We start from the raw sequence: 16609 nt of genomic DNA on the forward strand, positions 1-16609 counted from the left end.
AGAAGGCTAGAAGCCTATGATATATCAAATACCTCTGGTGTTTATTCGGTTGGGAGCATGGTAGTCTTTGAAGATGGAAAGAAGAAGCGCAGTGATTACAGACGTTATCGTATAAAAACCATAGAGGGTGCAAATGATTATTGTTCCATGCAGGAAGTTTTGTATCGTCGATTTAGGCGCGGTTTGGAAGAACAGTCCTTTGCCTCAGAAAATGGCATTGGTGAAGGTAAGTTTATTCATTTTCCAGATGGAATCCTTATCGATGGTGGTAAAGGGCATGTTAATGCCGTTCAAGATGTTTTAAACGCACTCAAAATCGATATACCATGTGTTGGTATGGTAAAAGATGATTATCACAAAACGGAAGACCTTTATTTTCAAGGAGAGCTTTGTGGTCTCAAGGGGTCTAACAATGCCTTTAAGCTCATATATGAAATACAAGAGGAAGTTCACCGCTTTGCCATCGAGTATCACAAGTCCCTTAGGTCCAAGGAGATGACTTCTTCTATATTAGATGAGATTACAGGTATAGGCGAAAAAAGAAAGATAGCACTCCTTAAAAAGTTTCATTCCATTGAAAATATCAAGAATGCATCACTTGAAGCCTTGGAGGAAGTTAGTGGTATAAATAAATCGGTTGCCCAGACCATTTATGATTATTTTCATGGGGGCGGTAAAAAAGAGACTCAACTTGAAAACAATGATTAAAAGGTTCCATACTTGCAAAAGATAAATATTAAAAAGGTTTAAAAATCAGATAATTCAGACAATTAGATAAAATGTTAACAAATTTCTTGATAACACCCCCTTATATGAGGGGTGTTATTTATTTGTCAAATGTGTTTTTATACAAAATGAACAAATTTTTAGTGCAAAAAATAGTGCGGATATTAACAAAAAAACAAAATGCTTGAAAATTATGTAAATAAATATTGGGTTGAAAATGTTTATATTTCAATGTTTTCAATGGATCGAATGTTACAAAAAATTAGCAAAATAGAATACTTATTTTTGTGTATACATTATAATAATTCTATGTTATAATCTATTCGAATATAGGTTAAGAAATTAACAAACAGCTTTAAACCTAGTAAATTACTAGGGATTGGACGGTTCGGGTTATGTTCGAGCTCAGTCGAATGTACGAAGTATAAGGAGGAACTATTAATGGCCAAAAACTTTTTAACAGAAGAAAATTTTGCGAAGCTTGATAGAATTATTGAAGAGCATAAAGATATGCAGGGACCTTTAATGCCAATCTTGCATGAAGCGCAACATATTTTCGGTGCAATTCCTATGGAAGTACAAAAAGTAATTTCTGAAAAATTACGTGTACCTTTAGCTGAAATTTACGGCGTTGTTACATTCTATTCACAGTTTACGTTAGAGCCAAAAGGCGAGTACTTAATCGGTATCTGCTTAGGAACTGCATGCTATGTTAGAGGTGCACAAAGCATTATTGATAAAGTGGTTGAACTCACAGGTGTAACTGTTGGTAAAACTTCTGCCGATGGAAAATTCTCATTAGAAGCTACAAGATGTATTGGTGCTTGTGGTCTTGCTCCAGTATTAACAGTTAATGAAGACGTTTATGGAAGACTTGTACTTGAAGATATTCCTGGCATTGTTGCGAAATATCAAGGTTAAACTTAGGAGGAATAAGAATGAAATCTTTAGCTGAATTAGCAAAAATCAGAGAAGAAGCTCTTAAAAAAGTAGACTTAAGAACTGACAGAAAAGGAACTAGAATTGTTGTTGGAATGGCAACTTGCGGAATTTCTGCTGGTGCTAGACCTGTACTTGCAGCATTAATGGATGAAGCTCAAAAAAGAGGCCTTAAAGATATTGAAATCACTCAAACTGGTTGTGTTGGTGTTTGTAGATTAGAGCCAATGATCGAAGTGTACAAAGAAGGCGGAGAAAAAGTAACTTACGTTGAATTAACAGAAGAGAAAGCAAGAAGAATTATTGCTGAGCACATCGTTAATGGCAATATCGTTACTGAATACACTATCGGGGCTGCTGAATAAGGATCAATAATCAATTTGAGGAGGTAAATAAATGGATTTTTATAGATCGCACGTACTTGTATGTGGAGGAACTGGATGTACATCTTCAGGCGCAGTATCAATTGAAGAAATGTTCAACACTCAATTACAAGCAAAAGGGTTAGATAAAGAAGTTAAAGTTGTTAGAACTGGATGTTTCGGACTTTGTGAAGCAGGTCCAATCTGTATCGTATATCCAGAGGGATCTTTCTACTCAAGAGTTGAACTTAAAGATGTAGAGAGAATCGTAGATGAGCACTTATTAAAAGGTAGAATTGTTAAAGATTTATTATTCGTTGACAAAGCTGCTAATGTTACTGATATTGCAACATCAATCAATGATGTTACATTCTATAAAAAACAAAAAAGAGTTGTTTTAAGAAACTGTGGTGTTATCAACCCAGAAGTTATCGAAGAGTACATCGCATTCGATGGTTATAAAGCGCTTGGTAAAGCATTAACTGAAATGACACCTAGTGAAGTTGTTGATGTTATGAAGAAGTCAGGTCTTCGTGGCCGTGGCGGCGGTGGTTTCCCAACTGGTCTTAAATGGGAGTTCACTCAAAAAGCAGAAGGCGACATTAAATATGTAGCTTGTAATGCTGATGAGGGAGATCCAGGTGCATTCATGGACAGATCTGTTCTTGAAGGTGATCCACATTCAATCATCGAAGCAATGGCAATTGCAGCTTATGCAATTGGCGCTGAAAAAGGTTATGTATATATCAGAGCTGAGTATCCAATCGCTGTTAAGCGTTTAGGTATTGCAATCGCTCAAGCTAAAGAGATGGGTCTTTTAGGACAAGATATCTTTGGCACAGGTTTCAACTTTGATCTTGAAATCAGACTTGGTGCTGGTGCATTCGTATGTGGTGAAGAAACTGCATTAATCGCTTCAATCGAAGGCGAAAGAGGAATGCCTAGACCAAAACCACCATTCCCAGCTCAAAAAGGTATCTTTGGCAAGCCAACATTGATCAACAACGTTGAGACATATGCTGTCGTTGCTCAAATCATCTTAAACGGTGCTGAGTGGTTTACTTCAATGGGTACTGAAAGATCTCCAGGTACAAAAGTATTTGCACTTGGTGGTAAGATCAATAACACTGGTCTTGTTGAAATTCCAATGGGAACACCACTTAGAGAAGTTATCTATGATATCGGTGGCGGTATTCCAAATGGTAAAGCATTCAAAGCAGTTCAAACGGGTGGACCATCAGGTGGCTGTATCACTGCAGATCACTTAGATACACCAATCGATTTCGATACATTAACTGCTCTTGGCTCAATGATGGGTTCAGGTGGTATGATCGTTGTTGATGAAGACAACTGTATGGTTGACTTCGCAAGATTCTTCCTTGACTTTACAGTAGATGAGTCTTGTGGTAAATGTGTACCATGTCGTGAAGGTACTAAGAGAATGTTAGAAATCTTAGACAAAATCACTTCAGGTAACGGCACATTAAAAGATTTAGATGCATTAGAAGAATTAGCATACGCAATTAAAGACTCTGCACTTTGTGGCTTAGGACAAACTGCTCCAAACCCAGTATTATCGACTATGAAATACTTCAGAGACGAATATCTTGCACACGTTGTAGATAAAAAATGTCCAGCTGGTATGTGCCAAGATTTATTGTCAATCGTAATTGGTGATGGTTGTATAGGTTGTACTGCATGTAAACGTGTATGTCCAGTTGATGCAATCACAGGAGAAGTTAAAGGTATCCACGTAATTGATCAAACTAAATGTATCAAATGTGGTGCTTGTATCCCTAAATGTCCTAAGAAAGTAATTGTTAAACAATAATTTTACTTTTGAGGTTTAACAAGATTATAAGAAAGAGGTGTACGAATCGTGAGTAACGTATCTGTAATTATAAATGGCGCGAACTACGAAGTGCCAAGCAATTTAACTGTTTTAGAAGCAGCTAGAACTGTGGGTATCGATATTCCAACATTATGTTTCTTAAAAGACATCAACGAAGTTGGTGCATGTAGAGTATGTGTGGTAGAAGTAGAAGGCGCTAGAGCACTTCAAGCTTCTTGTGTACTTCCTGTTAGAGATGGCATGGTTGTTAACACAAACACAAACAGAGTAAGAAACGCTAGAAAAAACACTGTAGAGCTTTTATTAGCTAACCACAATAGAGAGTGTACAACTTGCGTAAGAAGCAAGAACTGTGAATTACAATCTGTATCTGAAGAGTTAGGGATCAGAGACATCAGATTTGAAGGCGCTAAAAGAGAGCCAAACTTTGATGATGCATCTTTCTCTATCGTTAGAGATTCAAGCAAATGTATCCTTTGTGGACGTTGCGTAAGCGCTTGTAAAAATGTTCAAGGCATCGGTATCTTAGATTTCTTAAACAGAGGATTTGAGACAACTGTAGGACCTGCATTTGAAATGAGCATGAATGATGCGCCTTGTATCTACTGTGGTCAATGTATGGTTGTATGTCCAGTTGGTGCTTTAACTGAGAAATCAGCTATTGACAGAGTATGGAATGCACTTGAAGACAAGTCTAAACATGTAATCGTTCAATCTGCACCAGCTGTTAGAGCGGCACTTGGTGAAGAGTTCGGATACGAAATCGGTACTAACGTTACTGGTAAACTTGCAACAGCTTTAAGAAAATTAGGCTTTGCTAAAATATTCGATACAAACTGGGCAGCAGACGTAACAATCATGGAAGAGGGAACTGAATTATTAGGCCGTCTTCAAAATGGTGGTAAATTACCAATGATTACTTCTTGTTCACCAGGTTGGGTAAGATATATTGAATTCAACTACCCAGATTTACTTGAGCATTTATCTTCTTGTAAGTCACCACAAAATATGTTTGGTGCACTTGCTAAGAGCTACTATGCTGAGAAACACGGTATTGACCCTAAAGATATCTTTGTAGTATCTGTAATGCCATGTACATCTAAAAAATCTGAAATTGAAAGACCTGAGCTTTCAGTTAACGGCTTAAAAGACGTAGATGTTTCTATTACAACTAGAGAACTTGCTAGAATGATCAAAGAAGCTAGACTTGAGTTTGATAAACTTGAAGAAGGTACATTTGATGCATTCATGGGCGATTACTCAGGTGCTGGTGTTATCTTCGGTGCAACTGGTGGGGTTATGGAAGCTGCTCTTAGAACAGTAGCTGACGTTTTAACTGGCCAAGATCTTGAAAACGTAGATTACACTGCAGTTAGAGGTATCGAAGGTATCAAAGAAGCAACTGTAAACGTTGCTGGTACTGATATCAAAATCGCTGTAGCACACAATACAACTAACGCTGGTATCTTACTTGATAAGATCAGAGCTGGTGAAGCTGATTACCACTTCATTGAAATCATGGCTTGTCCTGGTGGATGTGTAAACGGTGGTGGACAACCAATCCAACCTTCTAACGTAAGAAATGTAATCGACATCAGATCTGAAAGAGCGAAAGCACTTTACTCTGAAGATGCATCTTTAACAGTTAGAAAATCACACAAAAACCCAGAAATCAAAAAATTATATGATGAGTACCTCGGTAAACCAAACAGCCACAAGGCTCATGATTTACTCCACACTCATTACTATGCAAGAGAGCAATACCCAATCAAAAAATAGTAATCACTTAAACAAAGCGCTGGCGATTGAATAATCGCCGGCGCTTTTTTTATGAGAATGTTTAGAAAAAAGAAATAGAGTATGTTAAAATAAAATAGTCAGCGAAAAAACTGACGAAAATTGTGATAGAAATGGAGCACTATATGTTAGGTAAGATTTTTGTAGTCGATGGTTGTGATTCATCTGGCAAAGAAACACAAGCCAGGGCACTTTATGAAAGACTCTTGGCAGAAGGGTATAAGGTGCGATTTTTATCATTTCCGAATTATAACAGCGATGCTTCAGCCCTAGTAAAAATGTATTTAAAGGGTGATTTCGGCGATAATGCTGATGATGTGGATTCATATGTTGCATCCTCATTTTACGCTGTTGACCGTTACGCTTCTTACATGACCGATTGGAAGGCCTTTTACCAAGATGGTGGCATCTTGATCTGTGATCGTTATACGACGTCAAATATGGTTCATCAAGCCTCAAAGATAGATGATTTAAAGGAAAAGGAAGTTTTTCTGGATTGGCTTTCAGATTTGGAGTATGGGATATACAAATTGCCAATTCCAAATGAAATCATATTTTTAGACATGCCACCTGATTTTGCACAAAAGCTAATGGCAGATCGAAAAAATAAGATCACTGGTGAAAGTAAGAAAGACATACACGAGAAGGATTTTGATTATCTAAAGCGGTCATATCATAATGCCCTTTATGTGGCAAATAAGTTCAATTGGCATACCGTTAATTGCACCATTGATGATCGAATCAAACCCATTGAGGAAATCTCAAATGAAATATATAAATTAATACGTGAAAAGCTTTAAAACATTGAAAACACTGGTCGAAATAAAACCGTCGTAAAGATCAAGAAACAGTTCTAAAGACCCTGATAAAAGAAATTGAAGTCTAATTACAAAGATGATATAATGTATTTGACAATTGTTAAATAATTAACCTTTTACAAAGTGTTAATGAATTGATCCTTAAGTAAGGAGGCAATCATGCAGTTAAAATATATTATGGAACTCATCGAAGGCGATGTTGTTGCCCATGCTTGCGGCATTGAATATGATGTTCAGACCGCTTTTGGTTCTGACCTCATGAGTGATGTACTCGCCTATGTAGAAGAGGACACACTTTTAATAACAGGTCTTACAAACCAACAGGTTATTAGGACTGCCGAAATGCTGGATTTAAAAGCAATATTGTTTGTTAGGGGGAAGAAACCCTGTGAAGAGGTCATTAAACTAGCAGAAGAAAAGCAAATCGTATTAATGACAACCAAACAGACTCTATTTAATGTTTCAGGCATTTTGTATCAAAATGGTCTAAGCGGCATCAAATTATAAAGGTGATGCTATGAAGAGATATGAAAAAAATGAAAGTAATGTTGCTATGCGATTAAATTATCGTGTGGAGAAAGATGATTTTTCTAGAGCTGGTGAAGCTTCTAGTAAGATTAAGAAGGTACTTCGACAACTGGGCATTGACGCAAACATTTTAAGAAGACTCGCCATAGCCACCTATGAAGCTGAAATTAACCTAGTCATCCATTCAGATGGGGGTGGCATAGAGGTTTTTATAAAGCCTGATTGTGTGGAACTCTATGTTGAAGATTGTGGCCCAGGGATTGAAAATATTGATTTAGCCATGACTCAAGGCTATTCAACTGCGGATACCGTTGCAAGGGAAATGGGATTTGGTGCAGGAATGGGACTTCCAAATATGGAGAAGGTCTCAGATGACTTCATCATCGAATCTCAACTTGGCCAAGGTACTAAGATTAAAATGGTGGTTTTTTATTAATGAAGAATTAGATGGAGGCATAAATGAGAAATTACTGGCATTCAGTTATTCTCGAAAAAGACTATTGCAATGGTTGTACTCATTGTCTTGATCGATGCCCAACACAAGCAATTCGAGTTGTGGATGGAAAAGCAAGAATTATTGAGTCAAGGTGTATAGACTGTGGCGAATGCTTGAAGGTTTGCCCTTATCATGCAAAAGGTGCTCAAGTGAGCAGTATAGATGCACTTAAACAGTATAAGTACACTGTTGCATTACCTGCAATTTCATTTTATGGACAATTTCCACTTGAATACGATATGAACTCAATCTTCAATGGGCTACTGCAGCTTGGGTTTGATGAAGTTTATGATGTAGCGCATGCGGCGGAACTCCTATCTGTTTATGAAAATAAAATGCTTGATAAAGCCCATGTGAACAAGCCGCTTATTTCAACTTATTGTCCAGTAATTACACGTCTTATACAAATCAGATTTCCAGCTTTAATTGATAATATCATTAAGCTTGAGTCACCAATGGAAATAGCAGCGAGAATCGTTAAGAAAAGATTGATGGATCAAGGGTACAAGTTTGAAGAGATTGGTGTATTTTATATAACGCCATGTCCTGCAAAAATCACCAGTATTAAAAATCCAATAGGTCTTGAACGCTCATATATAGATGAGGCCATTTCAACTGAAGAAATCTATTATAAGCTCATGAAGATTATTGATAAGATTGAAGGTAATACCCAAATACAGTGCGCCACTGGTAAAGGCATTGGGTGGGGACGTGTTGGTGGTCAAAGCTACTCTATGGAAATAGAAGACTATATTGCGGTAGACGGAATAGAAGAGGTTATCAAGGTACTTGAGTCCATGGAACTTGGGAAACTCAATTCACTTGATTTCTTTGAAGGATATGCCTGTATCAACGGTTGTGTTGGAGGCCCTTTAAATGTAGAGAACACCTTTATCGGTAAAAATCGAATCCGAAAACTCTCCAAGGCCTACAGTATGACTAAGCCAATAGATATAGACATTGAACTCACGCCACAAAATTTTGAGTGGGATCTACAAATTGAGCCAATGCCAATTTTCAAGCTAGACAATGATTTTAGAAAAGCACTTGAAAAAATGGCTAAAATAGAAGAAATAACACAAACTCTACCAGGTATTAATTGTGGTGCATGTGGTGCGCCAACCTGCAGAGTATTAGCAGAAGATATTGTGAACGGAACGGCATCGGTTGAATCCTGCGTTGTCTTGTTCAAGCAAAAATAAAGAAGAGAATGAAGAGGTATGTGCATATGAAGGTTTGTGAATTAATAGACAAGTATCCCTTTAAAACTTTATCAAAGGGTGATTTAGAAAGAAGTATTTCAAATGTATATTCTTGCGATTTATTGAGCTGGGTTATGGCAAAAGGAAAAAATGATACAGCTTGGGTAACAGTTCAGACACATAGTAATATTCTAGCAGTGGCTTCACTTTTAGATTTTTCATGTGTTATTATCCCTGAAGGGATTAAGGTAGAAGCTGAAATTATTGAGAAAGCAAATGAGCAAGATATCACTATTTTATCGACAGACTTAGAGACCTTTGAAATTTTTAAAATTATGTATGAGGCTGGCATAAGATAATGGAAGTTTTTTATGATCTTCACATTCATTCATGTCTTTCGCCTTGTGGTGACGATGACATGACACCCAATAACATCGTTAACATGGCCCTTATAAAGGGGCTTGATGTCATTGCAATTACAGATCACAATACCGGTAAAAATGCTAGAGTCATCTGCGAAATCGGCGACCAGGCAGGACTGACTGTGATTCCTGGGATGGAAGTTCAAACTAAGGAAGAAGTTCACGTACTCTGTTATTTTCCAAGCATTTCTGATTTAGAAGCATTTGATTTGGCATTGGAGTCATACCGACTTTTAATTCCAAATCGACCTGATCACTTTGGCAAGCAGCAGATTATGAATCATGAGGATCAATGCGTGGCGGAATACCCATACGCGCTAATTGTATCGATTGAAATCAGTATAGAACAGTTGATTCGTCTTTGTAAAACACATCATGGCGTATGTGTTCCTGCGCATGTGAATAAAAGCGCAAACAGCATATTTGCCAATTTAGGTTTCATTCCACCAGATTTGGATGTGAAAACAGTAGAAATATATCTAAAAAGTCCCTTGAATGAGACTTTGGTCAAGGGGTATCGTCGAATTTTTAATTCGGATGCCCATTATCTAGAACATATTTCAGAAAGAGAACACACCATTGAAATTGGAAATAAAGAAATCATAAACGTACTGAACTATTTAAGTGGAGAGGAATAGTATGAGAGAATTATCGCTACATATATTGGACATCGCTCAAAACTCAATAAAGGCTGAAGCTGAGATATTGAGAATCGTTGTGATTGAAGATTTAGAGCAGGATAAGTTAATTATAAAAATAAAGGACGATGGCACCGGAATGGATTCAGAGACGGTATCAAAAGTCGTAGATCCATTTTATACCACACGTACCACACGTAAAGTCGGCCTTGGGATACCACTTTTCAAGAGTTCAGCAGAGCAATGTGACGGTTATTTTGAAATAAAATCACAACTGGGTGCTGGTACAGAAATCACAGCCCAGTTTAAGTACAGCCATATTGATAGGGTACCACTTGGCAATATGCCAGAGACGATAGTTACCATCATCAACGCGTGTGATCAGATGGACTTGATCTACACACATACCATCAACAATAGAACCTTTACATTGAATACGAAGGAAATTAAAAAGCTACTAGATGGTGTTCCTATTAGCAACATAGATGTCATCGCATGGCTTAGAGAATATATCTATGAGGGCTTAAACGAGCTCACACATGCTGGTTAAAAGGGGTTTTGAAATGGACTTAAGAAAGTTAGGCATTAAAGTTTTATTGATATCGATTCTGGGTTCGGTACTCTTAGGACAGTTAAACCTGGAGGGAAATGTAATCACGGCTTTGACCGTGTTTGGCATTGGCTCTGGAATTGTATTAATTTTTCTGGGTGACTTTTCAAAGTTTGATTAATTTTTGCTTAAAAGATTAAATGAGTGATGTTGGACAGGTTTTAGATCAAAAACCCGTCAACATCGCTTTTTTTTATCCAATAAGATGTTAAATTATTGTTAATTCGAAAAAATAGATATCTTTTCAAGTTGATTTGATATAAACTATATAAGTTATGTGCTTAAATAGAAGGAAGAGCCTTCAAGATTGAAACGGAGAGTAAGTATGTCAAGTGTAAAAGGCATTATCAATATTGCCGTGATTGCCCACGTAGATGCTGGGAAGTCAACTTTAGTAGATGCATTTTTAGGACAAAATGGTGTTTTTAGAAACAATGAAGTCGTTCCGGATTGTGTTATGGATAGTAACGATTTAGAGAGAGAGCGTGGTATCACGATCTATTCTAAGAACTGTTCAATAATGTATAAGGATTATAAAATAAATATAGTGGATACACCAGGCCATGCCGATTTTTCATCGGAAGTGGAACGTATTATGAAAACAGTAGATACTGTTATTCTTTTAGTAGACTCGAGTGAAGGCCCGATGCCTCAAACGAGATTCGTACTTAAGAAATCCCTTGAAAGAGGTTTAAAGCCGATTTTATTTATCAACAAAATTGATAAGAAGGACCAACGTGCTGAGGAAGTTGTTAACTTAGCCTTTGACCTATTTGTTGAGCTTGATGCAACAGATGAACAATTAGAATTCCCAATTATTTATGGTATTGCTAAGCAAGGTATTGCCAAAAGAGAAATGGCAGATGAAAGCGATAGCTTAGCGCCATTATTTGAAACCATATTAGAGCATGTTGAACCCTATGCAGAGAGTGTTGAAGCACCACTCAAAATGCAAATTTCATCGCTTGACTATGATGAGTATGTGGGTAGACTTGGTATTGGTAGAATTGTACAAGGTACAATCAAACAAGCGGATACCATCGCCATCTCAAGAAGAGATGGTAGCACTGCAAGAGGTAAGGTCGGAAAATTGTATGTTTACGAGGGCTTGGCAAGAGTTGAAGTTAAAGAGGCTGTTGCAGGAGATATGGTCGTTCTTTCAGGGATCGATGATATTTCAATCGGTGAAACCCTTTGTCATCCGGACCATGTGGATCCAATGCCGATGATTGAAATAGAAGAGCCAACACTTTCGATGAACTTCTTAATCAATGATTCGCCTTTCTGTGGTAAAAGCGGTAAATTCGTTACAAATAGACATTTGAAGAATAGATTGGACAAAGAACTCGAAGTTAATGTGGGCTTAAAAGTAGATGAGCTTGATAGCGTTCAAGACGGTTTTAAGGTTTCTGGTAGAGGTGAGCTTCACCTTTCGATTTTACTTGAAAACATGAGAAGAGAAGGCTACGAGGTTGCGGTTTCTAAACCACAGGTTCTTATGAGAACAGTTGATGGTATTTTATGTGAACCAGTTGAGAAAGTCATTGCAATTGTACCAGACGATTACTCTGGAACTGTTATTTCCCAACTCAACCTTAGAAAAGGCCAGATGGAAATGATGTCTTCTGATGATGGTTATACTAAAGTAGAATTCTTGGTGCCAACAAGGGGTCTTCTTGGTTACAGAAGTGAGTTTATCAACATCACCAGAGGTGAGGGTATCCTTCTTAGATCTTTCTATGAGTTCCAACCACATAAGGGTGAGATTCCTAAGAGAAACAACGGTGTTCTTATTTCTCAGCAAGGTGGAACAGCCATGGCTTATTCACTCTTTAACTTATCTGAAAGAGCGGTTATGTTAATCGATGCTGGTACAGATGTTTATGAGGGCATGGTTATTGGTATCAACTCAAGAAGAGAAGACATGACGGTTAACCCGACAAAGAACAAGAAATTAACCAATACGAGAGCATCTGGTTCTGATGATGCGATTAAACTCTTACCACCTAAGATCTTTAGCATGGAAGAGGCTTTAACCTTTATCGAAGACGATGAATTGTTGGAAATCACACCTGATGCTCTTAGAATCAGAAAGAGATATCTTAACGAGACAGAACGTCTTAGAGCTAGAAACAAAGTGAACAAAGAAATGATGGCCTAGTCCATAATCATTTTACAAGATATAAGGTCCAATCTATTTATTTAGATTGGGCTTTTTTATATGGATCAAAAGGCTTTATCTTGCTTTTATCACGAATTGTCAATTTATGAAGCGCTGTTAAATGGTGAGCAGAAAGCGCTTATACGGGATGCTAACCAAAAAATCACCCGTATAAAATCTTTTAAGATGTGGTGAAGGCTATAAAATCTTGCTGGATAGAGTTGACAAAATATGGTAAAAGCACTAGAATAAAAAGTGAATATCCATATAATGGAAAACGGAGGTGCCTGTGTTTACAACAGAAATGGCAGTGATCATGCCCTTAATATTGATTATGATTATGGGTCTACTATTTTTTCTAGTTTATGTTGTCAATGAAGATTTGGTCGAAATTCAGTCTAATTCATTGCTTTATGAAGTGCTCTATCATGCTTCAATCAATAAGGGGAGAGTGCCAGAGGACAAAGGCATTGTCACTGAAAAAACCTTTTATAAGAGGAAGTTTACCTATCCTCAAACTTATGAAGTCAATAATTTTGATCAATATTCAAACATCAGCAAACGGACTCCTGAATTTGAGCGTTACAATCCGCGAATTTACCTTCTTATTAAAAAGGGCATTATTCGAGTGATGGATAGAGGTGACCAGTGAAAAAACACAAATTAAGTAAGGGCAATGGGAAACGTTCGCAATCACTTGAGAGTTCAAGGGGAAACATAACGATTTTTCTTGTGATTGTCATCCCTTTTATGATTTTTGGGATTTTTGTCATATACGATCTGATTGAGGTCAAGCAAATGGAGAGTCAAGCCCTAAAGGTTACAGTGGCATGTAGTGAGGCTAGACTTTCTAGATATAATGCATTTTTATTTGAACGATATGGATTGTTGGCTTATTTAGAAGACGGCTCTCTTGAAAACATGATTAAAAAATACTATGAAAAAAATAAATTGGGTTCAAATCTTGAAATTGAAATTAGCCATCAGTCTCTTGATGATCCAATTGAGTATTTAAGTGCTGTGAAATCAGCTGCACCGTATGTAATATCGGAAGTTGTAATTGATGAAACCATGAAATTGCTCGAGCAGAATCAATCTGTATTGAAGGCTCAAAAATTGGTAAATGACAAAATTGATCGCTATCAAGAACTCGCTAAATCGTTTGAACGCTCTAAGACACATGAAGCTCTTGAGAAAGCAATTGATTTTAGAGATAGTCATGAGTTAAGAGAAAAGCTCATAATTTTTAGAAGTTACATAGATGAAGGCAATCTTGATTTTAAACTTGCATGTGTCAAAAATGAGATTATTGACAAGGAAATTGAGATGAGCATAGATCAGCGTATTGATCCTGATGCCATTGGAAATATTGAAACAGATATAGACACCGTGAAATCCATTTATAAGGAGGTTTGGTCCGAAACTCAAGTCAAGGCCCTTAAATCTGCCTATGATGTACAAACCAATCAATTGTATTATGGTTACATCAAGCTAATGGAAGACCAGTCTCAACTATCTGCCATAGAGCAGGCACTAGATCAGATAGAAGTACAGATACAGGGTTTGAACCAAATGATTACAGAGCTATCACGCGTTGAGCCCATGCCGATTGAAGCGATTGAAAATTTGATGGTTCAAATTAATGATTACCGGCAAATACAGTTCTCACTTCACGAAAGAGAAACTGACATAAGGGCCTCAACTAAGCAATCAACTGAAGCCTTGCTTAAACACTTGACCCAGGATCAAAATAGCTTGATGAATGCCTTAAACACCTTGAAGGCAAAGCTGGATAAAATGGTGGGTTCGAAAATTGGGCTGGAAAGCAAAATCTTGCCTATTGGACCGGCGTATTTGTACTCAGAACATAATAAGGCATCTGATAATAGGGCCTTTAATGAAGCCATAAACCAGATATCCCTTCCTGAGAAGATAATGATTAATGAGTATCTGATAACCATATGCAAGAGCCTTGTAGACCATGATGTACGTTATTTTGACCCCTTAAAGGTTCGTGAGACGCCCCATGCCAATATAAATGGTGAGGTTGAATACCTACTTGGCCATTCCAATTCAGATGTTGAAAATTTTAACGAAGTCAGAAGTGAACTTTTAATAATGCGAACTGGCTTAAATCTAATTGGCATTATTTTAGATCCCGAAAAGCGGAGTGAAATCACATCTTTGTCTGCGCCATTGCCTTTCCCATGGAATGCAGTGGCCTATTCATCAATCTTAGTAATTTGGTCAGGTGCTGAAGGCTTTTATGATGTATCTGTTATTGAATCTGGAAAGGGTCAGCACTTTATAAAAAAGGATGGTGAATGGTGCTTTAGTCTTGAAAGTCTACTGCAATCAGAGGGCACCTTAAGTGAAGCTATTGCTAGTGCAGAAGAGCAGCATAAGAATATATCGGAACCAAACAAACAGACTGTGAATTTACTGGATACCAAGCTGTATTACAGGGATTATTTGAGAATTTTAATCAATGCCCAAGGGCTAGATCGAACCATCCTTAGGCATATGGAATTGGTGGCATCACAAATTCAAACAGACAGTCAAGGGGAGCATTCACTTGCCAACTTTCAAATAGGCCATAAAATAGGCTTGAAAAGTCATTTTTCTTACTTTTTTAAATCAGATACCTCTGCTTATTGGTTAAATTTTTCAAATGCATACGATTTGCATTTTGAGAGATAGGGGATGAATATGCTTGATAAGTACATGAAGGAATCAGAAAGAGGATCTGTTACCATAGAAGCGACGCTTACATTTACACTGGTTCTGGTTCTCTTGATCATTTCAATTGGCACCGTATTCTCAGTTATGGTCAACGAACGCATGAATCAAATCGCCCTACAGGTCACCGGTGAGATGCAAATATATGCCTTGTCGGCCTATGAAGGTGAAGATGTGGTAAATCGTGAAATTTCTGAAGGTATTTTGGAAGCTTTGATTTTGGAGAAATTTCATAAGCTATTGTCTTTGCAAGCCATGGAGACGTTTGTTGAGGTGGACAACCTGCTCACCATAGTTGATTCCAAACTCGAAACAGATGGTGTCTTTTCATTGAACCTCTATTATCGATTTAAAATGCCCACAATATTAAAAACACAAATACTGAGTTATCCAATTGTGGGTCTTGCGCATAGTGATGGTGTCGAATATGAAAGTAAACTCGTTTATATTACAAACACTGGTGAAAAATACCACAAAGAAACGTGTTTTCACCTTAGGAAGAGTAAGATTGCAATAGATATTAAGGCGGCTAGAGATCGAGGTTATCAGTCGTGTAAAAACTGCTATAAGGCACAAGTGGAAAAGGAGTAAGCTATGATTGAGCATGATTCAAAGACAAATCAGAGTTATTGGGTAAAAAGAGTGCCGCTCAGACGCGCTAAACGTGAACTGGAAGCACTTAAGGCAGTTAAGGGCACTATGTTTCCACAATTGATGGATTATCATGTTGAAAGCGATGCATTTGTTTTAAAATTGCTTTATATAGAGGGCTGTCCGCTTGCAGAAGCCAAGTTAAGGGGAGATCAAGCACCTGGACTATTTGTAAGGATGATTCACGTCCTTAAATACCTTCACGAACAAAATCTACTACATCGCGACCTGAGCGCCAATAATATCCTCGTGGATGCCTGTAATAATGTCTATTTTATAGATTTTGGTCTTGCGGCTAAAAAAGAGGCGGTTTGTCTTGAAACTGAAACACATGGGACATTGGCATATGCGGCACCAGAAGCGGTATTTAACCCTAAAGCCTATGATGAATCCTGTGATATTTTTGCACTTTCCAAGGTGTTTCTAGAGAAATTTCAGGGAATTAGCCATCAGTTTGATCCAAGGTTTTACAAGATCCTGATGAGATGCCAGTCACTTGAGCCCAAGTATCGATTTGGAACCTGTTCAGAAATTCTTCATGAAATAGATAGGAGTCTTTAATACAATCTTAATCTACTAATGGTATGCTGTAAGAAAGGTGTTCTCATATTGCTAATGCCTAAAAGAGGAGAAAATATATGAAAACAAGACTACTTATCGTTACAAAT

The 16609-nt window shown here is 37.4% G+C and carries 18 protein-coding genes; all 18 read left to right on the plus strand.

What is annotated here, in order from left to right; genetic code table 11:
* Positions 1–708 (plus strand): helix-hairpin-helix domain-containing protein (locus AC220I_RS08375; protein WP_486723366.1); only part of this gene is annotated, 708 nt, incomplete at its 5' end.
* A 459-nt stretch (positions 709–1167) separates the two neighbouring features.
* Positions 1168–1647, plus strand: a complete 480-nt coding sequence (locus AC220I_RS08380; RefSeq protein ID WP_486723367.1) for an NADH-quinone oxidoreductase subunit NuoE family protein — start codon at positions 1168–1170, stop codon at positions 1645–1647.
* A 17-nt stretch (positions 1648–1664) separates the two neighbouring features.
* Positions 1665–2030: a (2Fe-2S) ferredoxin domain-containing protein gene (locus tag AC220I_RS08385; RefSeq protein WP_486723368.1), complete on the plus strand. Its 366-nt coding sequence runs from the start codon at positions 1665–1667 to the stop codon at positions 2028–2030.
* A gap of 31 nt (positions 2031–2061) precedes the next feature.
* Positions 2062–3858: an NADH-quinone oxidoreductase subunit NuoF gene (gene nuoF, locus AC220I_RS08390; protein WP_486723369.1), complete on the plus strand. Its 1797-nt coding sequence runs from the start codon at positions 2062–2064 to the stop codon at positions 3856–3858.
* Between the two features lie 48 nt (positions 3859–3906).
* Positions 3907–5658, plus strand: a complete 1752-nt coding sequence (locus AC220I_RS08395; RefSeq protein WP_486723370.1) for an NADH-dependent [FeFe] hydrogenase, group A6 — start codon at positions 3907–3909, stop codon at positions 5656–5658.
* Between the two features lie 143 nt (positions 5659–5801).
* A complete protein-coding gene (locus tag AC220I_RS08400) occupies positions 5802–6476 on the plus strand; it encodes a dTMP kinase (RefSeq protein WP_486723371.1) in 675 nt (224 codons plus the stop codon).
* A gap of 177 nt (positions 6477–6653) precedes the next feature.
* Positions 6654–7001: a DRTGG domain-containing protein gene (locus AC220I_RS08405; protein WP_486723372.1), complete on the plus strand. Its 348-nt coding sequence runs from the start codon at positions 6654–6656 to the stop codon at positions 6999–7001.
* Positions 7002–7011: 10 nt separating this feature from the next.
* Complete coding sequence (locus AC220I_RS08410; protein ID WP_486723373.1) at positions 7012–7458, plus strand: ATP-binding protein; 447 nt, start codon at positions 7012–7014, stop codon at positions 7456–7458.
* A 23-nt stretch (positions 7459–7481) separates the two neighbouring features.
* The gene (locus tag AC220I_RS08415; protein WP_486723374.1) at positions 7482–8720 is read left to right on the plus strand and encodes a [Fe-Fe] hydrogenase large subunit C-terminal domain-containing protein; all 1239 of its coding nucleotides are present in this window, start codon (positions 7482–7484) and stop codon (positions 8718–8720) included.
* A 26-nt stretch (positions 8721–8746) separates the two neighbouring features.
* Positions 8747–9079: a DRTGG domain-containing protein gene (locus tag AC220I_RS08420; RefSeq protein WP_486723375.1), complete on the plus strand. Its 333-nt coding sequence runs from the start codon at positions 8747–8749 to the stop codon at positions 9077–9079.
* Positions 9079–9780 carry a PHP domain-containing protein gene (locus AC220I_RS08425; RefSeq protein WP_486723376.1) on the plus strand — a complete coding sequence of 234 codons (702 nt, stop codon included), beginning with the start codon at positions 9079–9081 and terminating at the stop codon, positions 9778–9780. The genes AC220I_RS08420 and AC220I_RS08425 overlap by 1 nt, the downstream gene beginning before the upstream one ends.
* 1 nt (position 9781) lies before the next feature.
* Entirely contained in the window at positions 9782–10330 is a 549-nt protein-coding gene (locus AC220I_RS08430) for an ATP-binding protein (protein ID WP_486723377.1), read from the plus strand.
* A gap of 13 nt (positions 10331–10343) precedes the next feature.
* Positions 10344–10511: a hypothetical protein gene (locus AC220I_RS08435; RefSeq protein ID WP_486723378.1), complete on the plus strand. Its 168-nt coding sequence runs from the start codon at positions 10344–10346 to the stop codon at positions 10509–10511.
* A 204-nt stretch (positions 10512–10715) separates the two neighbouring features.
* Positions 10716–12551 carry a translational GTPase TypA gene (gene typA, locus AC220I_RS08440; protein ID WP_486723379.1) on the plus strand — a complete coding sequence of 612 codons (1836 nt, stop codon included), beginning with the start codon at positions 10716–10718 and terminating at the stop codon, positions 12549–12551.
* A gap of 289 nt (positions 12552–12840) precedes the next feature.
* Positions 12841–13203 carry a hypothetical protein gene (locus AC220I_RS08445; RefSeq protein ID WP_486723380.1) on the plus strand — a complete coding sequence of 121 codons (363 nt, stop codon included), beginning with the start codon at positions 12841–12843 and terminating at the stop codon, positions 13201–13203.
* Complete coding sequence (locus tag AC220I_RS08450; protein ID WP_486723381.1) at positions 13200–15251, plus strand: DUF5702 domain-containing protein; 2052 nt, start codon at positions 13200–13202, stop codon at positions 15249–15251. The genes AC220I_RS08445 and AC220I_RS08450 overlap by 4 nt, the downstream gene beginning before the upstream one ends.
* A 9-nt stretch (positions 15252–15260) precedes the next feature.
* On the plus strand, positions 15261–15881 hold the full coding sequence (locus tag AC220I_RS08455; protein ID WP_486723382.1) for a hypothetical protein: 621 nt from the start codon (positions 15261–15263) through the stop codon (positions 15879–15881).
* A 3-nt stretch (positions 15882–15884) separates the two neighbouring features.
* Positions 15885–16502 carry a protein kinase domain-containing protein gene (locus tag AC220I_RS08460; RefSeq protein WP_486723383.1) on the plus strand — a complete coding sequence of 206 codons (618 nt, stop codon included), beginning with the start codon at positions 15885–15887 and terminating at the stop codon, positions 16500–16502.
* Positions 16503–16609: the final 107 nt, after the last annotated feature.

The organism is Fusibacter sp., assembly GCF_057447755.1.